This is a genomic window from Peribacillus alkalitolerans (assembly GCF_010882125.1).
GTDB lineage: Bacteria > Bacillota > Bacilli > Bacillales > DSM-1321 > Bacillus_BN > Bacillus_BN alkalitolerans.
Genome location: NZ_JAAGVZ010000001.1, coordinates 405,248 through 423,231, shown reverse-complemented (window position 1 = coordinate 423,231; position 17,984 = coordinate 405,248). Strand labels below are relative to the sequence as shown.

Genomic DNA, 17,984 nt, shown 5'->3' with positions numbered 1-17,984 from the left:
AACCGACTCCCATGTCGAGCATTTTAAAGATAGTACAAAACAAGGGGTGACAAAAATGTTTGGATTGGTTAAAGGTTTGAAATATACCCTGAAAAACCTAACCCGTGAAAAAGTGACGTATAATTATCCAGATGAGCCGCTTCCGTTGCCGGATCGATTCAGAGGAATACAAAAGTTTTATCCGGAAAAATGTATCGTCTGCAATCAATGTTCAAACATTTGTCCTACTGATTGCATCAATTTAACTGGTAAAAAACATCCCGATCCTACGAAAAAAGGAAAGATTATCGACACATACGATATAAACTTCGAGATTTGTATTTTATGCGATTTATGTACGGAAGTCTGCCCGACTGAAGCCATCATTATGACAAATAACTTCGAACTGGCTGAATACAGCAGGGATATGTTGTTCAAAAACCTAGAATGGCTAGATGAAAACGATACGAATATTAGGAAGGAGAATAAGGCATGAGCGGCGAGTTCTTAGCATTCATTTCTCTTTCTCTAGTAGCTGTATTAGGTGGGATTCTATTAATTAACCTTACAAAGGTCGTCCATATGGTAATCGCCTTGGTATTCACTTTCATCAGTGTTGCGGGCATTTATGTGATGCTATCAGCTGAATTTGTGGCCGTGGTGCAGATCTTGATTTATTCAGGAGCGATCACGATCATCATGATGTTTGGAATCATGCTCACGAAACATGATGACGAAAGTGTTGAAAAGACAGGCATATTCCGTAAGCTAGTGTTGATGCTGGCCATTGCAGGATTTGCTTTTGCCGTCTATATGGGGATTTATAACTTAGAAATTCCAGCACAGCAAACGAATCTCCATGAAAATAATACAGAACAAATCGGTTTGGCTCTGTATTCTAAGTATGTGATTCCTTTTGAGTTGACTTCGGTCATATTATTGGTGGCACTAGTCGGTGCAATCGTTTTAGCGAAAAAGGATGAACCAGAGGAGGCTGAGAAACAATGACGTCTGTGCCTCTTTCAGCATATCTGGTTCTAGCATTGATCTTATTCTGTATCGGCTTATATGGAGCCTTGACGAAAAGGAATACGGTTATTGTCTTAATATCTATTGAACTGATGTTGAATGCAGTTAACATCAATCTTGTTGCATTCAGCAAATATGGTGTCACTCCGTCCATCACTGGTCAAATCTTTTCTCTATTTGCGATTACGGTGGCTGCAGCTGAAGCAGCAGTGGGGTTGGCTATTTTGATTGCGTTATATCGTAACCGTAAAACGGTCAACATTGATGAAATGGACACGATGAAACACTAGGAAGCTACTTTCCTCTAAAAATAAGGCTATTTTCGTATAGTTTGTTGCTTTATTAGTGTAATTTAACACTATCTTAGTTGATTGTAGCGGAGGGCACTTGACTCCTGCGGGAAAAAGAGGGAAGTGGGAGACCCCACAGGCGGCGACGCCGAGGAGGCTCCCATCCCTCCCCGCGGAAAGCAAGTGCCTGGAGCGGAAATCAACGAAAAAGCTTTATTATTTAAAAAATACGAAAGAGCCAAAAATAAAGAAAAATAGTGCATGAAGTGAGGAGGCTTTGCCTTCACACGATGAGAAGGGGATTTGATACGATGATGGAGAATGCATGGCTCATACCGTTTTTCCCGCTATTCTCGTTCCTGTTCCTTCTTCTATTCGGTAGAAGATTAAAAGAATCGAGTGCCTATATTGGCATTCTTATGACGCTCGTTTCTTTCATCTATTCACTGTTGGTGCTCATTGAACGTCTATCGGCACCAACTTACAAAGCCGAAGCCACTTGGCTAACAATAGGGGATGTACAATTAACAGCGGGTATTGAGGTTAATCAGTTAAATGCTTTAATGTTAGTGATCGTATCGCTAGTCAGCTTCCTTGTACATATGTATTCAAAAGGCTATATGCATGGCGACGAGCGATTCCATACATTTTATGCTTATTTAGGATTGTTTACTTTTGCGATGCTTGGTTTGGTCATATCACCAAATCTACTTCAGCTTTATGTGTTCTGGGAGCTGGTAGGGCTAGGTTCATTCCTACTAATCGGCTTCTACTTCTATAAAGAAGAAGCAAAGAAAGCGGCAAAGAAAGCATTCATCATGACCAGGATTGGAGATGTCGGCCTTTTTATCGGCATGATTCTATTATTCTGGCAGGTTGGAAGCTTCGAGTACGATGAAATTTTCCATGCAGTAGAAGCAGGCACCATTTCAGCTACGATGATTACTTTGACTAGTATTCTAATTTTTATTGGGGCGATGGGTAAGTCTGGTCAATTCCCACTACACACATGGTTACCGGATGCGATGGAAGGTCCAACACCTGTATCTGCTCTAATCCACGCAGCTACAATGGTTGCAGCGGGTGTCTACTTAGTAGCGACCATGTTCCCACTATTCTCTGCAAGTGAAACGGCTATGCTGACAGTGGCAATCATCGGGGCTTTCACAGCCATTTTCGCAGCCAGTATTGGCCTGGTGCAAAAAGACATCAAACGTGTCCTGGCATTCTCGACGGTCAGTCAGCTTGGATATATGATGCTAGCTCTAGGTTCTGCAGGCTATGTAGCTGGGGTATTCCACTTAATGACTCACGCCTTTTTCAAGGCACTGCTGTTTCTAGCGGCAGGAAGCGTCATTCATGCAGTCCATACCCAGAACATTGATGAAATGGGAGGACTATGGAAAAAGCTCCGTATCACGGGACCTTTATTCCTAATTGGTACGTTAGCGATTTCTGGAGTTCCATTGTTCTCAGGATTTTTCAGTAAGGATGAAATTTTGATTGCAGCTTGGGCACATGGAAATTACGCTTTATTCTGGTTAGCACTTGCAGCCGCATTTTTGACGGCGTTTTATATGTTTAGATTGTTCTTCATGGTATTTGCAGGCGTATCGAGGGGCGATACATCACAAGTCCATGAATCACCAAGCATCATGACGATCCCGATGCTAGTATTGGGAGTTTTGGCTATCATAAGTGGATATGTGAATACTCCATGGTTTGGAACATTTTTAGGAGATTGGCTAACAGAAGGAAACCATGCATTAGGTCATGGCCATATTGAAGGTCCAGCGTGGATCATGATAGCTGCCACGTTGATTTCGTTAGCGGGAATTCTATTAGCTTACATGATTTATGGAAAACGAAGCATGTCATCGGATTGGCTCGGTGGAGAAGGATCGACAGTATATAGCATCCTGTCAAACAAGTATTTCGTGGATGAATTGTATAACGTAACCATCGTTCCAGTTACGAAGGGAATTTCATTTCTCCTATCCTTCATCGATAAGTTCTTGGTGGAAGGAATCATGAATACGGTGACGATTTCCGTTAAAGGCTTAGGAAAAATTGGTTCAAAACTGCAAACGGGCCAAGTCCAACTCTACGGTACCGTTGTTGTCCTAGGTTTGGCTGTGTTATTGGTAGTTTACGCGTTGACAGGGGGGTACGTAAGATGAGTGAATGGCTATTAACGCTATTAGTCTTCTCCCCATTGGTAGGGATTTTACTACTTTTATTTGTTCCTAAAACAAGTGAAAAGACTATAAAACTGGTTGGAGTCTTAGCAACCCTTCCTGCTTTATTATTGTCTCTATATATCTATTTGCAATTTGAGGCAGGAACGAGACTTTCCGAGTTTTCGAACAAAGTGAATTGGTTCCGATTTGGAAACTTAGAAAAATACGACAGCAAGCTTTTTGCGGTCGATTATGAACTAGCATTAGACGGTTTTGCTTTAGTGATGCTCTTGCTGACATCTATATTAGCTACTTTGGCAGCTATTGCTTCCATCCATATCAAAAAGGAATGGAAAGGCTACTTCATGCTATTCTTAATGCTTCAAATCGGCATGCTTGGCGTCTTTACAGCACAAAACCTGATTCTATTCTTCTTCTTCTTTGAGATTACTCTCATCCCGATGTTCTTCTTAATCGGTAAATGGGGTTATCTTGAAAAGGAAAAAGCGGCATACAGCTTCTTGATCTATAACGGATTGGGATCAGCCATCCTTTTAATCGTCATCATGATTTTATTTGCTCGTACAGGTACAACCAATATCGAAGCGTTAAAATATATCATGACGGTCGGAGGAGTCCCACTCATTGCACCTATTTCAGAGGCCATGAAATATACTTTATTAATTGCCTTGCTAGTGGCATTCGGAATTAAGCTTCCAATCTTCCCACTACACACTTGGATGTTAAGAGTACACGTTCAGGCACCACCTTCCATTGTAATGCTGCATGCTGGTGTTCTCTTAAAAATAGGTGCTTTTGGTTTAATCCGATTTGGAGTAGGGATATTCCCAGAGCAATTTAAGGAAATTGCTATTTTCATAGCAATTCTAGGTGTGATTAACCTTTTATATGGAGCGTTCTTAGCTCTGATTCAAACGGACTTCAAAATGGTCCTAGCCTACTCCTCGATTTCACATATGGGGATTGTACTGATTGGTTTAGGGGCATTGAATGAAGCGGGCATACAAGGTGCCATTTTCCAGGTTGTGTCCCACGGATTAATTGCAGCACTTCTGTTCTTCTTAGTCGGAGTGATGTATGAACGTGTCAATACCTCTCAATTGGGAGATTTAGGTGGCCTAGCAAAAGCGATGCCTTTGACTGCGGGCTTCTTGCTAGCAGCTTCGATGGCTTCGCTTGGTTTACCAGGGATGTCTGGATTCATCAGTGAGTTCATGGCTTTTCTAGGGCTATTTAAAGTAGAGCCGATCATAGCCTCCATTGGAGCCATCGGGATCATCTTGACGGCGGTATATGTTTTGAGAGCTGTTTTAGGCATTACCTTCGGAACGGCCAAGAAATCATACGCTGAATCACTGACAGATATAAAAGGCGCAGAGTTCGCACCAGTTGTGGTTTTATTGGCTTTGATCATTTTAATCGGCGTGTATCCAAGTGTGCTAACGGTACCATTGGAGTCTACGCTTGAAGCTATTTTAATAGGGTTAGGAGGGTGATGAAGGATGGATTTGGAAACCTTGCTTTCTTTTAACTGGGGAGTCATGATGCCAGAATTCGTCATCCTCGGTGTTGCGACATTACTTACATTATTAGATCTATTCATGCCAAAGTCGTCAAGCCGACGCCCTCTAGCATGGGTAGCTCTGGTCGGAATTCTCATCGCGATTGTTTCTTTAGTGGGTCTGTTCAATTCAGAAACAACGTCGATTTTGAATGATACATATCGACTGGATTCCTTCGCTAAGGCATTTAAGTTGATTTTCCTTGTAGGAGCGGCTATGGTCATCCTGCTGGCAGAAAGCTTCCAGCCAGCTGAAGGGATGAAAGAATACCGTGGGGAGTTCTATTATCTATTCCTAGCAGCTTTATTAGGTGCCATGATGATGGCCTCCAGTGGAGATATGATCACTCTATTCGTCGGATTAGAGTTATTATCGATTTCGTCATATATCCTAGCAGGGATGAGAAAAAATCATTTAGCCTCCAATGAGTCTGCCATGAAATACGTCATTAATGGTGGTATTTCTACAGCCATCACATTGTTTGGAATGAGCTATTTATATGGTTTGACGGGAACAACGAACCTCAAAGAAATGAGCGGAGTCATGTCCCAAATCATGGATGGACAATTTCAATACTTGTTCGGTCTAGCCTTTTTCATGATTGTGGTCGGTTTGTCTTTCAAGCTGGCGACTGCTCCATTCCATATGTGGGCACCGGATGTGTACCAAGGGGCACCAACACCAGTAACTGCATTTTTAAGTGTAGTCTCTAAAGCAGCCGGTTTTGTCATCTTGCTTCGAATTCTGATTACATTGTTCTTACCTGCGCCTGGGGATGAAATTGGTGCACTGAACTTTATGGAAAAAAATAAAGAGTATATCGGTTTCCTAGCGGCGATTACCATGATTCTAGGAAACGTTATTGCTTTGAAACAAACGAATATTAAACGCTTGCTAGCCTATTCAAGTATCGCTCATGCAGGGTATTTGCTTGTTGCGATCGCAACATTGGGATATTTCACGTTTGATGCGATTTGGTTCTATCTAGTAGCTTATGTATTTATGAATTTAGGAGCATTTGCCGTAGTCCAGTATATGTCTGACAAAACGGGCTCTGAAGAGGTATCTGTTTTTGCAGGATTGTACCAACACTCTCCTTTTCTAGCCATCATGATGGGAATTTATATCCTTTCACTGGCTGGTATTCCAGGGACAGCAGGATTTATCGGTAAACTGAACATATTCATGGGTGCCTTTGCGATCGAGCCAGGTCATTACGTCCTAGCGGGAATCATGATTGCAGTCACGGTCGTATCCTACTTTTATTACTTTGGCATCTTAACTCAAGTTTTCTTCCGCCCAGCACACTACTTGGCGTTGACGGAAAAAGTGAAGATACCAGCTAGCTTACTAGTCGTATTGCTCGTTTGTGCAATCGGAACCATCGGTTTTGGGGTTGTACCAAGCGCGGCACTGGATTTCTTACATCACTACTTTGGAAATTTTGATGATTTTATGCAGTGAAATATGGAGGGTGCTCTTTTGTAGAGCACTCTTTTTTGTGCTTTTTTTGTGCTGTGGTGACGCCCCGGAATTTGTCGTATGTTGTTAGGTGGGATGCCAAGAGTCAAGTGCCCTCCGCTACAATCAACTCAGATAGTTAAAGTTAATTTACACCCAAAAAAACAAGCTTTACCTAATATTGAATTCTCTCAAATAGGGAAAATTATGTAATTGATAGTTTACTTATATTATAATTATTAACATTAAAAATCTGGAAAGAAGGGTAATCTACTAATGAGAACTTTAGTGATAAGTGATATTCATGGAGAATTGGACAAGTTTGAACAATTACTTGAAAAAGTAATTTACAATCCTGAACAAGATCAATTAATTTTATTAGGAGATTACATAGACCGAGGCCCCGATTCAAAAGGTGTCATCGAAAAAGTAATTAGCTTAAAAGAAGCTGGGGCACGCGTTCTAAAGGGCAATCATGAGGATATGATGATTAAAGCGTTAACAACAGATGAAGAACGGGTATGGAATCGATGGGTTAAATTGAATGGTGGCAATCAAACTTTATGTAGTTACGGTTATTCCGAAAATGATTTTTCTACTAATGAAGAAGCATTTCAAAAACCCCTATTACATTCGGAAACACTTGAAAGACATTTAGAATTTATACAAGGTTTAGAGCATTTTATTGAAACGGATGATTATATTTTAGTTCATGGTGGCGTGGATCCAACTATTCCTGTTGCTGAAACGGAGCCACATACATTGATGTGGATTCGAGGCGAGTTTCATAACGGTTATACAGGAGAAAAAACCGTTATCTTTGGCCATACAGAAACAAATACCCTCCATGAAGACAACACTAATTGTGGTGTATATTTTGGCAACAACCGTATTATCGGTATCGATGGTGGAGCAGTATATGGCGGACAGTTAAATTGTTTAGAACTGCCTAGTCATAAAGTATTTTCGGTGAAATAGCCTAAAAATTGTATCAACTTTTGGTTACCACCCGGTTTTTGTCGAATAATCGATAAATGGCCATTTTCGATTGTAAATTTTGGATTTCGATTTTATTTTTTGGCAGTTTCGTGGATAAATTTCGAATATCGCTTTTAAAATCTCAACTTTCGAAGATAAACCTTGATGGACTTGCTTTGAGAGATTCTATCCGAGGTGAAAAGTCAGTTTTTGCCGAAAATTAAAAAACATTTTCTCTTTACATGGCCAATATGTGCATGTTACTATGAGAAAAATTCAAGAATCGGATTGGCGTTGACGAAGAGGAGTAGCTTCAACAGACATTTCAGAGAGCTGATGGTTGGTGAGAATCAGCATGAATGTTGTAGTGAATGGACTTCCGAGCTTCCAAACCGAAATCCCTTATGTAAGGGAGAGTAGGCTTTGGCGAATGATCTCATCGTTACAAGAGACGGATATTCAAGCGTTTGTTTACGTGCGCTTCGATATTGCAGAGTGGCTGTTATTAGACAGCAACAAAGGTGGTACCACGGGGTTTCTCGTCCTTTTAGGATGAGGCCCCTTTTTGTTTTCATGGGCAAAAAAATTTCATACATTAAATCGTTGAACAAGAGGAGTACATCAGCTTGAAGCGTTACAGAGAGCCGGGAAGGGTGAGAACCGGTACGATAGAGTTGGTCGAATGGACTTGTGAGAGGCACATTGAAATGAGAGTAGGTGTGCACGGGTTTCCGCCGTTACAAGGATAGGGTATAAGGAATAAAAATTCCCGTACCTGAAAAAGTGAAAGAAATGGAATTCTTGATTTCTTTAACAGAGGTGGCACCGCGGTGATAATCGTCCTCTACAGACAACAACTATGTCTGTAGGGGACTTTTTTTATTTTCTCACGAAAGGTAGGCAGAAAGATGAAAGACATTAAGCTACTTCGAAAAGATTTAGAGGGAGATATTCATACTCCCATCAGTATTTTTCAAAGCTTAGAGGGCAAAAAGAAATTCCTTTTAGAGAGTTCCTTGAAGCATGAACAGAATGGGAGATACTCCTTCATTGGAGCGGATCCTTTCTTGGAGTTGAAATCTTGTAAAGACAAGGTCCTCATACAACTAGCGGGAGAGAAAGAGGTTGTCAGAGAAGGAAGATTCTTAGACATCGTGAAAGAATACCTTCCACCAATCAGGCTAGACGAAGCTCCGTTTCCCTTCTTGGGAGGAGGGGTTGGTTATATCGGCTATGACCTCATCAGGCAATATGAAGAGATCGGTCTAGAAGGAATGGATGAATTAAATATGCCTGACGCACATCTGATGTTCTATCGTGAAGTCATTGTGTATGACCATTTCACAGGAATGATATCGATTGTTTCCCTCTCTCACGAGGATAAAAGGACTTTTGAGATCAAAGCGACAAAAATCATGAATGAGATAACCAGAGGCAAGGAAGTAAAAATGAGTTCACCCAAGAAACAAAGCATCAGTTTCCAACCCGAGATAAGCCAACAGCATTTCGAAAAACTCGTGAACATTGCTAAGCAGGAAATCATCAAGGGGGAGATTTTCCAAGTGGTCTTGTCCCAACGGTTCACATCGGAATTTGCTGGTGATCCGTTTCAATTTTATAGAGGTCTGAGGCGCTTGAACCCTTCACCTTATATGTTTTATGTCGATTTTGAAGACTATCAGGTGGTTGGGTCATCTCCAGAAAGCTTGATTAAAGGGGATGGCACTCATGTCACGACCAATCCAATAGCAGGTACAAGAAAAAGAGGCGACAGCGAGATCGAAGACGAAGCCCTTGAAAAGGACTTACTTCAAGACGAGAAAGAGATTGCGGAGCATCGAATGCTCATCGATCTTGGACGGAATGATCTTGGTAGAGTGTGTGAAATCGGTTCGATTGAGATTTCGAAATACATGCTGATTGAAAAGTATAAGTATGTGATGCACATCGTTTCGGAAGTAAGGGGGAGAAAGCTGCCTCACCTTCACAATACGGATGTTTTGGCTTCCTGTTTGCCTGCAGGAACCGTGTCAGGAGCCCCAAAAATCCAAGCGATGAGAATCATCAATGATCTGGAAGGAATCAAACGGAATGTCTATGCTGGAGCCGTCGGATATTTTTCCTATCATGGGAGCTTCGACTTTGCACTGGCCATCCGAACGATGGTGGTAAAGGATGGAAAAGCAATCATCCAAGCAGGAGCAGGCATTGTCTATGATTCTGATCCGGGAAAAGAGTATTTCGAAACCTTAAATAAGGCAAGGGCTCTCATGGAGGTAGAAGCATGATTCTATTAATTGATAACTATGATTCTTTTACGTATAACCTGTATCAGCAAATCGGTGCATTTTACAAGGAGATCCAGGTTGTAAGAAATAACAAGATTACGATTGAGGAGATTAAGAGGTTAAATCCTACCGGCATTGTGCTATCACCTGGTCCAGGAAGACCGGAGGATGCAGGGATTTGTATTGATATAATAAAGAATTTTTATCAGCACGTACCAATTCTAGGCATTTGTTTAGGACATCAATTGATCGCCTACGCGTTTGGAGCTAACATCATCTCAGCAAAAGAGATCATGCACGGAAAAGTATCGTCCATCAACCATAACGGATTGGGAATTTTCAAAAGTCTACCACCAACGATCAATGTTATGAGGTATCACTCTCTCGCAGTTGAACACAAGAGTTTACCTGAGAAATTGAACGTACTGGCATCCACAGAAGATGGGGAAATCATGGCGATACAGCACAGAGACTATCGGGTCATCGGATTGCAGTTCCATCCAGAATCGATAGGCACTGAGAATGGAGCAACATTGATCCAGTATTTCCTGTCATTATGTGAAAGCCAATCAAACAAAAAAGGAGGAAGTAATGATGAAGGTATATTTGCAAAAGCTTCTCGGTAAAGAAGCCCTTACAAAGGAAGATATGCAAATGGCTGCCGCAGAGCTGTTTCGCGAGGATATTTCCGACAGTGAGATTGCCGCTTTCTTAATTGCTCTAAAAGCGAAAGGAGAAACGGCTGGTGAAATTACAGAGATTGTCCAAGTTTTAAGGGAACATGCTCTTCCATTCACGAAACAGTTTCCAGGGGTGATGGATAATTGCGGAACAGGTGGAGATGGCTCGAAAAGCTTTAACATCAGCTCGACCTCGGCTTTTGTGATTGCAGGTGCAGGAGTGAAAGTGGCAAAGCATGGGAACCGAAGTGTCAGCAGCCGAACGGGAAGTGCGGATGTTCTGGAGTATCTTGGGGTCAGGCTTAATCTTCCCCAAAACGTATTGGAGGAGCAACTTGAAGAGGTCGGCATTTCCTTTTTGTTTGCCCCACACGTTCACCCAAGTCTCAAGCGAATCATGAAGGTGAGAAAAGAGTTGAATATCCCAACCATCTTCAATTTAATTGGCCCACTAACAAATCCAGTCCATTTGGATTATCAGCTTTTAGGAATCTATCAGAGAGAGTCCATCGATTTGTTTGCAGAAGTCTTAAGCAGACTGAATCGAAAACGAGCCGTGATTGTCAATGGAGCGGGATTTATGGATGAGGCTTCTCTGCAAGGGGAAAATCATCTAGCACTTATCGAAAAAGGGGAAATAACACGTTTTTTATTGCGTCCCGATGAAGTGGAACTTCCTTCTTACCATAATTCTGAAATACAAGGTGGGGACGCGAAGGATAACGCAAGGATCCTGCTTTCAGTTCTAAATGGAAAACAGGGTGCTTATCGAGATACCGTACTCCTTAATGCAGGACTTGGAATTTATGCAAGTGGGCTTTGTGAAAGTATTCAAGAGGGAGTAAAGCTGGCTAAGGAAAGCATTGATTCAGGGCAAGCGTTATCGAAGTTAGAAAGATTGATTCAATATTCAAATCGTTCACAAGCGATTGTCTAAAGGAGAGCGAAACCGATGAATATTTTAGAAAAAATTATAGAGGAAAAACAAAGGGAAGTATTGCTACTTAAACAACTAAACCTCAAAGAATCCAATAGAGCCACCATCTCACTTTTCATGGCCTTACAAGAAAAAACACCGGTCGGAATCATTGCCGAAATCAAAAGGGCTTCCCCTTCCAAAGGGATGATTAATGAAAGGGTGGATCCAGTTGAACAGGCAAGACTCTATGAAAAAAATGGAGCGGCAGCAATTTCTGTACTGACTGATTCAGCCTTTTTCAAAGGGAGCTTTGAAGATCTAGAAGCTGTCAGGAAAGCTGTGAACATCCCCATTCTCTGCAAGGATTTCATTATCGATCCAGTCCAGATTCAAAAGGCTAAGCAAGCAGGCGCAGATGCTATCCTCCTCATTGTAGCCGCTCTATCAAAGGAAGAATTACATCGACTGTTTGATGTAGCGAAACTTTATGGTCTCGAAGCCCTTGTGGAAGTCCATGACGAAAAGGAACTAGCTATTGCCATGGAACTAGGGGCAAAGCTGATCGGAATCAATAATCGAAATTTAAAAACATTCCAAGTGGATTTAGAAACGACAGAACGACTAGCTAAAGGGGGAGGGAACCACACTTTAATCAGTGAAAGTGGAATCGTTAATTCGGAGGATGTTCGTCGAGTTGTAAAAGCAGGTGCTAAAGGCATATTGGTTGGAGAAACCCTTATGCGAGCGGATAACATTGAAGCCGTTTTTCAAGAGCTATCTGGAGTGGGGACAATCGTATGAAGGTGAAGATTTGTGGAATCATGGATGTGAATTCAGCACATGTCGCGGTTCAAGCAGGTGCGGATGCCCTAGGCTTCGTATTTGCCAAAAGTAAACGTCAGATCACACCGGACCAGGCAATACAAATCATCGACTCACTACCAAATGATGTTGAAAAAGTCGGAGTGTTCGTGAACGAAGAACCTCAAGTCATAGAATCCATTGCACAATATTGTGGATTGTCCATGATTCAGCTACACGGGGAGGAATCCCCTGAAATGTGCCAGGAATACAGTTTACCGGTCATAAAGGCATTCGGGATAGGGAAAAAACAGGACCTCTTGAACACAGACGAGTATCCAACTGATTATGTATTAGTCGACAGTCCAAAGGGAGCGTTTCAAGGTGGGAATGGGCTTAGGTTTGATTGGTCCTTACTTAATGATTGGAACTCAAACAAAAAACTAATTTTAGCAGGTGGGTTAACCCCCGATAACGTGAAAGAAGCAATTACCGTCGTGCGTCCTTTCATGGTGGATGTATCTAGTGGAGTGGAAAGTGGCGGAAAAAAGGACCATGAAAAAATCAAAGCATTTATCGAAAATGCGAAGGGAGCGGAACATATATGAAACAATATGCCATGCCGAATGCAACAGGTCATTATGGACCCTATGGAGGAAGATTTGTCCCGGAAACACTGATGCAGGCTGTTTTAGAACTGGAGGAAGAATATCAAAAAGCAAAGGGAGATCCTGTTTTTCAAAAAGAGCTTAATGAATATTTGACGCAGTATGTAGGAAGGGAAACGCCATTATATTTTGCAAAGAATCTTACGAAGCATGCTGGGGGAGCAAAAATCTACCTGAAGCGTGAGGACTTGAACCATACTGGCGCCCACAAAATCAATAATACGATGGGGCAGGCGCTACTAGCTAAACGGATGGGAAAACAAAAGGTGGTGGCAGAAACAGGTGCGGGACAGCATGGTGTAGCAACGGCCACAGTAAGTGCGTTGTTAGGTATGGACTGTATCATCTTTATGGGAGAAGAGGATGTTAAACGACAAAAGCTCAATGTGTTTCGAATGGAGCTTCTTGGCGCAAAGGTCGTCAGTGTGAAACAAGGGAGTTCAACTTTAAAGGATGCCGTCAATGAGGCGCTTCGTTATTGGGTCGCCCATGTTGAAGACACTCATTATATTATGGGTTCAGTATTGGGACCCCACCCTTATCCAGAAATGGTTCGAGATTTTCAAAGTGTTATAGGAAGCGAAACGAAAAAACAACTGCAAACGATTGAAGGACGGCTTCCGGATACGGTGGTTGCTTGTATAGGCGGTGGCTCGAATGCGATGGGGATGTTTTATCCATTTTTAGAGGATGTCACCGTTTCACTATATGGAGTAGAAGCGGCAGGGGCAGGGTTGGATTCCGATAAGCATGCAGCCTCCCTGACAAAAGGAAGAGTAGGCGTGTTACATGGAGCGAAAATGTATCTCCTTCAGGATGAGTATGGACAGATCGAAGAAGCTCATTCCATCTCTGCTGGGCTGGACTATCCTGGTGTAGGACCAGAGCATAGCTTCTTAAAGGATGAAGGCCGTGTTCAGTATACTTCGGTCACGGATGCTGAGGCATTGGAAGCATTTCAACTATTATCAAGAAAAGAAGGAATCATCCCGGCATTGGAAAGCTCACATGCCATTGCGTATTCGATCAAACTGGCAAAAACGATGAGGGAAGATGAAATCCTAGTGGTTTGCTTGTCGGGCCGTGGTGACAAGGATGTTGAGTCAGTCAGACACTATTTAGGAGGGATTTCGTCATGACAAATCAAATTCAACTCGCAATTGAACACTCCGTAAATAAAGGAGAAAAGGCGTTTGTACCCTATATCATGGCTGGTGATGGAGGTTTAGACCGATTAGTCGAGCGATTGGAGTTTTTAGAACAAGCGGGAGCGACCGTCATTGAGATTGGCATTCCTTTTTCTGATCCTGTTGCAGATGGGCCGACTATTCAAGCGGCTGGACAAAGAGCATTAAAAGCAGGTACCACTTTAAAGGGCATTTTTGAAACACTAGAGCATGTAAGAAGAACGGTCACTATCCCATTAATCTTCATGACATATTTGAACCCCATCCTATCTTACGGAATAGATCAATTTGCAAAAGCATGTAAAACGATAGGATTGAATGGAGTCATCATTCCAGACCTTCCTCTAGAAGAAGAAGGAGAACTCAAACATGTATTGAAAGAAGCGGACATATCACTTATCCGGTTAGCAACTTTAACCAGTCCATTAGAAAGGTTAAAAACCATCACCCAAGATGCGGAGGGATTTATCTACGCCGTTACGGTGAAAGGGGTAACTGGTGCTCGTGGAGGTTTTGAAGAGGAAGTGACAAAGTTTCTAGGAAGACTCAAACTAATCAGCCCAATCCCAGTATTGGCTGGCTTTGGTATATCAAACACAGAACAAGTGAAAGAAATCACTCAATTTTGTGATGGAGTAGTGGTAGGCAGTCAAATCATCCAGCATTTTGAGAACGGAGAACAGGAAAAAATTAAACAGCTATTAAGTGGTCGATTATTAGTGAATATAAAATAAAGTTGAAAGAACCAGGGAACCTGGTTCTTTTTTATATACTCTAATGACCTCTTAATTTTTTAATATCTTCTTTTAGCATATTATTTTCTTTAATGAGCCCTTCTTCAACAAACTTATAATCTTTAATAATAATGTCTAAAAAATGATTAACCTCATCTTCATCATAGCCACCAAAGAATTTTTTTCTAAAGTCTTTATTATGAATCAGTTCTTTATTTAAAAGAATGTTTGGATGAATTCTATCTTTAGTAGAAGAGAGTGGTTCAATGATAAATGAATGGACTATGCCTTCGGTGTAGCGTAACAAAATTGTTTCTCCCAATTGAATTTCTATTATTAACTCAATTGTTGTATATGTGAGGTCGTGAACAGGAACTAAAGAGGATATATGAATATTTGTTAAAGTGTATCCATCACTAATTTTAAGTCGATAAGCTTCTTTTAATTGAGGGAATACTTGAATGAGTTCAAGTAATTTAGGATGCATTAATTTTCTCCATTCTTGAAAAGATTTGCTAGCCATCAATAATAAGGGATTCATACTATATAGTATCCTTTATTATTTTTTACTATTAAATAAGAAGAAAGCGGTTTTAAATCAAGGTTTTTACAAAAAATGTTTTTATATTTACCCTATTCATGTTAAAATTATAATTTGTATATAGGGTAAAGGAGGACTTTTCATGTTCGCGAATCTGGGTCAGCAAGCTGTGTTTGGCATAATCTCGCATTTATTTTTTATCGCCATTACATGGTGGGCGCTTCAGGCTTTGCATTTTGATAAGCTTCTTCGTGCAAATAAAGTGATACAAGCTAGAGTGTTGTACATTTTGTTGACTCTTACTATTGGATCGACGGTAAGTGGTTTCTTCTTAGACTACATAGCTTGGTCCAATCAATTACCATTCCTTTATAAGGAATAAACTAATTGTTTTTTCAGTAAATTTGTGAAATTCTGAACAATACTCCTTGTGCAGTCATGTCAAAATCTGACGAAAATTCATCAGTATGTCCTTATCCTAATTGGCAACAATGGGAATAAGGGGGCATGGATTATTATGAAAAAGATGATATATTTGGTTATAATTGGTTTTATTTTGATTGTGGCAGGGAATAGTAAGACGGAAGCAAACAACAGTACTGATTTCACAAAGCTAGTTGAGGTATTACAATCCGAGGACGTTTCCATCCAAGAATGGTCAATCTTGGCTAGAGGGCAAGCGGATATTCTTCGTACGAAAGAAAGTCTAGTAAACTATGTTTCGAGTTTGCGAGAAAAGCTTCCTAATCTTGTATGGGAGATCACCGAAGATAAAAATGGCTGGAAAGCTGTTGGTATAAGCCAACAGAAAAGTATTCATGAAAAGTTAGAAATCATGACTACCCCTAAAAATTCCCAAGAGAAATCGTATATCCTGTATGAGGTAAAAGGTAACGCTAGTCTAGCACAAGCACAGCACCTAGAGAAGGATCTCAAAAGCAGGATAAAAGACATATTTAGACAAAATCCCACAATTTTCACTTGTATTAAAGGGGAAATCAATGATACGCTAGCAAAGGTTTTATCTTCTAAGGTAGATTCTATTTTGGGAGAGTTCCAAGCGAAAGAAGTTGAGAGTTTAAGAGAAGAAAACTTTGTTTCAGTTTCAGCACACTCTCCACTTTTCACACAATTTATCACTAAAGAACAGTTGAATTTGCAAATTGCCATGAGAACTCAAGGATTGGGCGGACGGACTACCATCGTAGTTGGCACACCAATCATCACATTTGAATATTAATATAGAGATATTGGACGCGGAGGGGAATACTTTTGGAAAAGATCATCGTCCGCGGCGGAAACAGGCTGAGCGGGGAAGTTAAAGTAGAAGGCGCAAAGAACTCAGTTTTGCCTGTTATCGCTGCATCATTATTAGCAAGCGAAGGAAGAAGCGTCATTAAAGACGTACCCACTCTCTCCGATGTATATACAATCAATGAAGTACTGCGCAACCTAAATGCAGATGTTGCGTTTGATAATAATACGATTACTGTAGATGCATCAAGAGAGTTATTTGTAGAAGCTCCATTTGAATATGTTCGCAAAATGCGTGCATCCGTTCTTGTAATGGGATCATTATTAGGAAGAAACGGAAAAGCACGTGTGGCATTGCCAGGCGGTTGTGCAATCGGTTCACGTCCACTTGATCAACACTTAAAAGGCTTTGAAGCAATGGGTGCTACGGTTAAGGTTGGTAACGGCTTTTTAGAAGCTGAAGTGAACGGTCGTCTTAAAGGTGCGAAAATCTATCTTGATTTCCCTAGTGTTGGTGCAACGGAAAACATCATGATGGCTGCTGTCCTTGCAGAAGGAACAACAACTCTTGAAAACGTTGCGAAAGAACCGGAAATTGTAGATTTAGCGAACTTCCTGAATAAAATGGGTGCGAAAGTTAAAGGTGCTGGTACTGCTACAATCAAGATTGAAGGTGTAGACGTACTGCGCGGAGCTGAACACCACATTATTCCGGATCGTATTGAAGCAGGAACATTCATGGTCGCAGCTGCTATTACAAAGGGTAATGTACTTGTAAGAGGTGCGGTTCCAGAGCACATGACATCCTTAATTGCAAAAATGCAGGAGATGGGCGTTGAAATCCGTGAAGAAGCGGATGGTCTACGAGTAATCGGTCCTGACGTCCTTAAAGCCGTCGATATTAAAACGATGCCGCATCCAGGATTCCCAACAGACATGCAATCTCAAATGATGGCTCTTCTTTTACATGCTCGAGGAACTAGCATGATTACAGAAACCGTATTTGAAAATCGCTTCATGCACGTGGAAGAATTCCGCCGCATGAACGCGGAAATTAAAATTGAAGGCCGTTCCGTGATCATCAACGGACCATCAGACCTTCAAGGTGCAGAAGTAGCTGCAACGGACTTACGTGCAGCAGCGGCACTTACTCTAGCTGGCCTTGTGTCAGAAGGTGTAACACGCGTAACAGAATTGAAGCACTTAGACCGTGGCTATGTGAATTTCCATCAGAAGCTAGCTGCACTTGGTGCTGATATTGAACGTATTAACGAAGAAGATCATTCTGGAAGCGAGTCTTTCGTTGCAGATATGAATGCATAATAAGTAGTAACAATAAATCCCGCCAATGAGCGGGATTTTTGTCTTTGGTGAGATATAATATTCCATTTCTGATATGAAATCTCTTGTCA

18 protein-coding genes and 2 other annotated features are annotated in these 17,984 nt (G+C 41.3%); of the genes, 17 read left to right on the top strand and 1 reads right to left on the bottom strand.

The features are described 5' to 3' along the window. The first annotated feature begins 55 nt into the window (after nucleotides 1-55). From nuoI to trpA, 14 genes are all read left to right on the top strand, one after another. The gene (gene nuoI, locus G3O09_RS02030; RefSeq protein WP_163099504.1) at nucleotides 56-475 is read left to right on the top strand and encodes an NADH-quinone oxidoreductase subunit NuoI; all 420 of its coding nucleotides are present in this window, start codon (nucleotides 56-58) and stop codon (nucleotides 473-475) included. Then, nucleotides 472-987, top strand: a complete 516-nt coding sequence (locus G3O09_RS02025) for an NADH-quinone oxidoreductase subunit J (RefSeq protein WP_163099502.1) — start codon at nucleotides 472-474, stop codon at nucleotides 985-987. The genes nuoI and G3O09_RS02025 overlap by 4 nt, the downstream gene beginning before the upstream one ends. Further along, a complete protein-coding gene (gene nuoK / locus G3O09_RS02020; RefSeq protein ID WP_163099500.1) occupies nucleotides 984-1,298 on the top strand; it encodes an NADH-quinone oxidoreductase subunit NuoK in 315 nt (104 codons plus the stop codon). The genes G3O09_RS02025 and nuoK overlap by 4 nt, the downstream gene beginning before the upstream one ends. A gap of 311 nt (nucleotides 1,299-1,609) precedes the next feature. Then, nucleotides 1,610-3,478 carry an NADH-quinone oxidoreductase subunit L gene (gene nuoL / locus G3O09_RS02015; RefSeq protein WP_163099498.1) on the top strand — a complete coding sequence of 623 codons (1,869 nt, stop codon included), beginning with the start codon at nucleotides 1,610-1,612 and terminating at the stop codon, nucleotides 3,476-3,478. After that, nucleotides 3,475-4,995, top strand: a complete 1,521-nt coding sequence (locus G3O09_RS02010) for an NADH-quinone oxidoreductase subunit M (RefSeq protein ID WP_163099497.1) — start codon at nucleotides 3,475-3,477, stop codon at nucleotides 4,993-4,995. Before nuoL ends, G3O09_RS02010 begins: the two co-directional genes overlap by 4 nt. 6 nt (nucleotides 4,996-5,001) lie before the next feature. Continuing rightward, entirely contained in the window at nucleotides 5,002-6,525 is a 1,524-nt protein-coding gene (gene nuoN / locus G3O09_RS02005; protein ID WP_163099495.1) for an NADH-quinone oxidoreductase subunit NuoN, read from the top strand. A gap of 273 nt (nucleotides 6,526-6,798) precedes the next feature. Beyond that, on the top strand, nucleotides 6,799-7,500 hold the full coding sequence (locus G3O09_RS02000; RefSeq protein ID WP_163099493.1) for a metallophosphoesterase family protein: 702 nt from the start codon (nucleotides 6,799-6,801) through the stop codon (nucleotides 7,498-7,500). Nucleotides 7,501-7,785: 285 nt separating this feature from the next. Continuing rightward, nucleotides 7,786-8,050, top strand: a binding site (T-box leader). 44 nt (nucleotides 8,051-8,094) lie between these two features. After that, nucleotides 8,095-8,348 (top strand) — a binding site (T-box leader). 60 nt (nucleotides 8,349-8,408) lie between these two features. Next, on the top strand, nucleotides 8,409-9,788 hold the full coding sequence (trpE, locus tag G3O09_RS01995) for an anthranilate synthase component I (protein ID WP_163099491.1): 1,380 nt from the start codon (nucleotides 8,409-8,411) through the stop codon (nucleotides 9,786-9,788). Next, nucleotides 9,785-10,414, top strand: coding sequence for an anthranilate synthase component II (locus tag G3O09_RS01990; protein WP_163099490.1), 630 nt, complete (start codon nucleotides 9,785-9,787; stop codon nucleotides 10,412-10,414). The genes trpE and G3O09_RS01990 overlap by 4 nt, the downstream gene beginning before the upstream one ends. Beyond that, nucleotides 10,383-11,405, top strand: a complete 1,023-nt coding sequence (trpD, locus tag G3O09_RS01985) for an anthranilate phosphoribosyltransferase (protein WP_163099705.1) — start codon at nucleotides 10,383-10,385, stop codon at nucleotides 11,403-11,405. Before G3O09_RS01990 ends, trpD begins: the two co-directional genes overlap by 32 nt. A gap of 15 nt (nucleotides 11,406-11,420) precedes the next feature. Then, nucleotides 11,421-12,188, top strand: coding sequence for an indole-3-glycerol phosphate synthase TrpC (gene trpC / locus G3O09_RS01980; RefSeq protein WP_163099488.1), 768 nt, complete (start codon nucleotides 11,421-11,423; stop codon nucleotides 12,186-12,188). Further along, entirely contained in the window at nucleotides 12,185-12,796 is a 612-nt protein-coding gene (locus tag G3O09_RS01975; RefSeq protein ID WP_163099486.1) for a phosphoribosylanthranilate isomerase, read from the top strand. The genes trpC and G3O09_RS01975 overlap by 4 nt, the downstream gene beginning before the upstream one ends. Continuing rightward, entirely contained in the window at nucleotides 12,793-13,995 is a 1,203-nt protein-coding gene (trpB, locus tag G3O09_RS01970; protein ID WP_163099484.1) for a tryptophan synthase subunit beta, read from the top strand. The genes G3O09_RS01975 and trpB overlap by 4 nt, the downstream gene beginning before the upstream one ends. Further along, nucleotides 13,992-14,777 (top strand): tryptophan synthase subunit alpha, encoded by a 786-nt coding sequence (gene trpA, locus G3O09_RS01965; protein ID WP_163099482.1) that lies wholly within the window; start codon nucleotides 13,992-13,994, stop codon nucleotides 14,775-14,777. Before trpB ends, trpA begins: the two co-directional genes overlap by 4 nt. A gap of 40 nt (nucleotides 14,778-14,817) precedes the next feature. On the opposite strand, the gene G3O09_RS22920 is transcribed toward trpA, so the two are convergent. Next, a complete protein-coding gene (locus tag G3O09_RS22920; RefSeq protein ID WP_420850316.1) occupies nucleotides 14,818-15,318 on the bottom strand; it encodes a DivIVA domain-containing protein in 501 nt (166 codons plus the stop codon). Between the two features lie 142 nt (nucleotides 15,319-15,460). Between G3O09_RS22920 and G3O09_RS01955 the strand changes: the two genes are divergently transcribed. The 3 genes from G3O09_RS01955 (at nucleotide 15,461) to murA (ending at nucleotide 17,895) form a co-directional block, all read left to right on the top strand. Beyond that, on the top strand, nucleotides 15,461-15,700 hold the full coding sequence (locus G3O09_RS01955; protein WP_163099480.1) for a DUF1146 family protein: 240 nt from the start codon (nucleotides 15,461-15,463) through the stop codon (nucleotides 15,698-15,700). Nucleotides 15,701-15,835: 135 nt separating this feature from the next. Then, a complete protein-coding gene (locus G3O09_RS01950; RefSeq protein ID WP_163099478.1) occupies nucleotides 15,836-16,558 on the top strand; it encodes a YwmB family TATA-box binding protein in 723 nt (240 codons plus the stop codon). Between the two features lie 32 nt (nucleotides 16,559-16,590). After that, nucleotides 16,591-17,895 (top strand): UDP-N-acetylglucosamine 1-carboxyvinyltransferase, encoded by a 1,305-nt coding sequence (murA, locus tag G3O09_RS01945; RefSeq protein ID WP_163099476.1) that lies wholly within the window; start codon nucleotides 16,591-16,593, stop codon nucleotides 17,893-17,895. The last annotated feature ends 89 nt before the right edge of the window (nucleotides 17,896-17,984 follow it).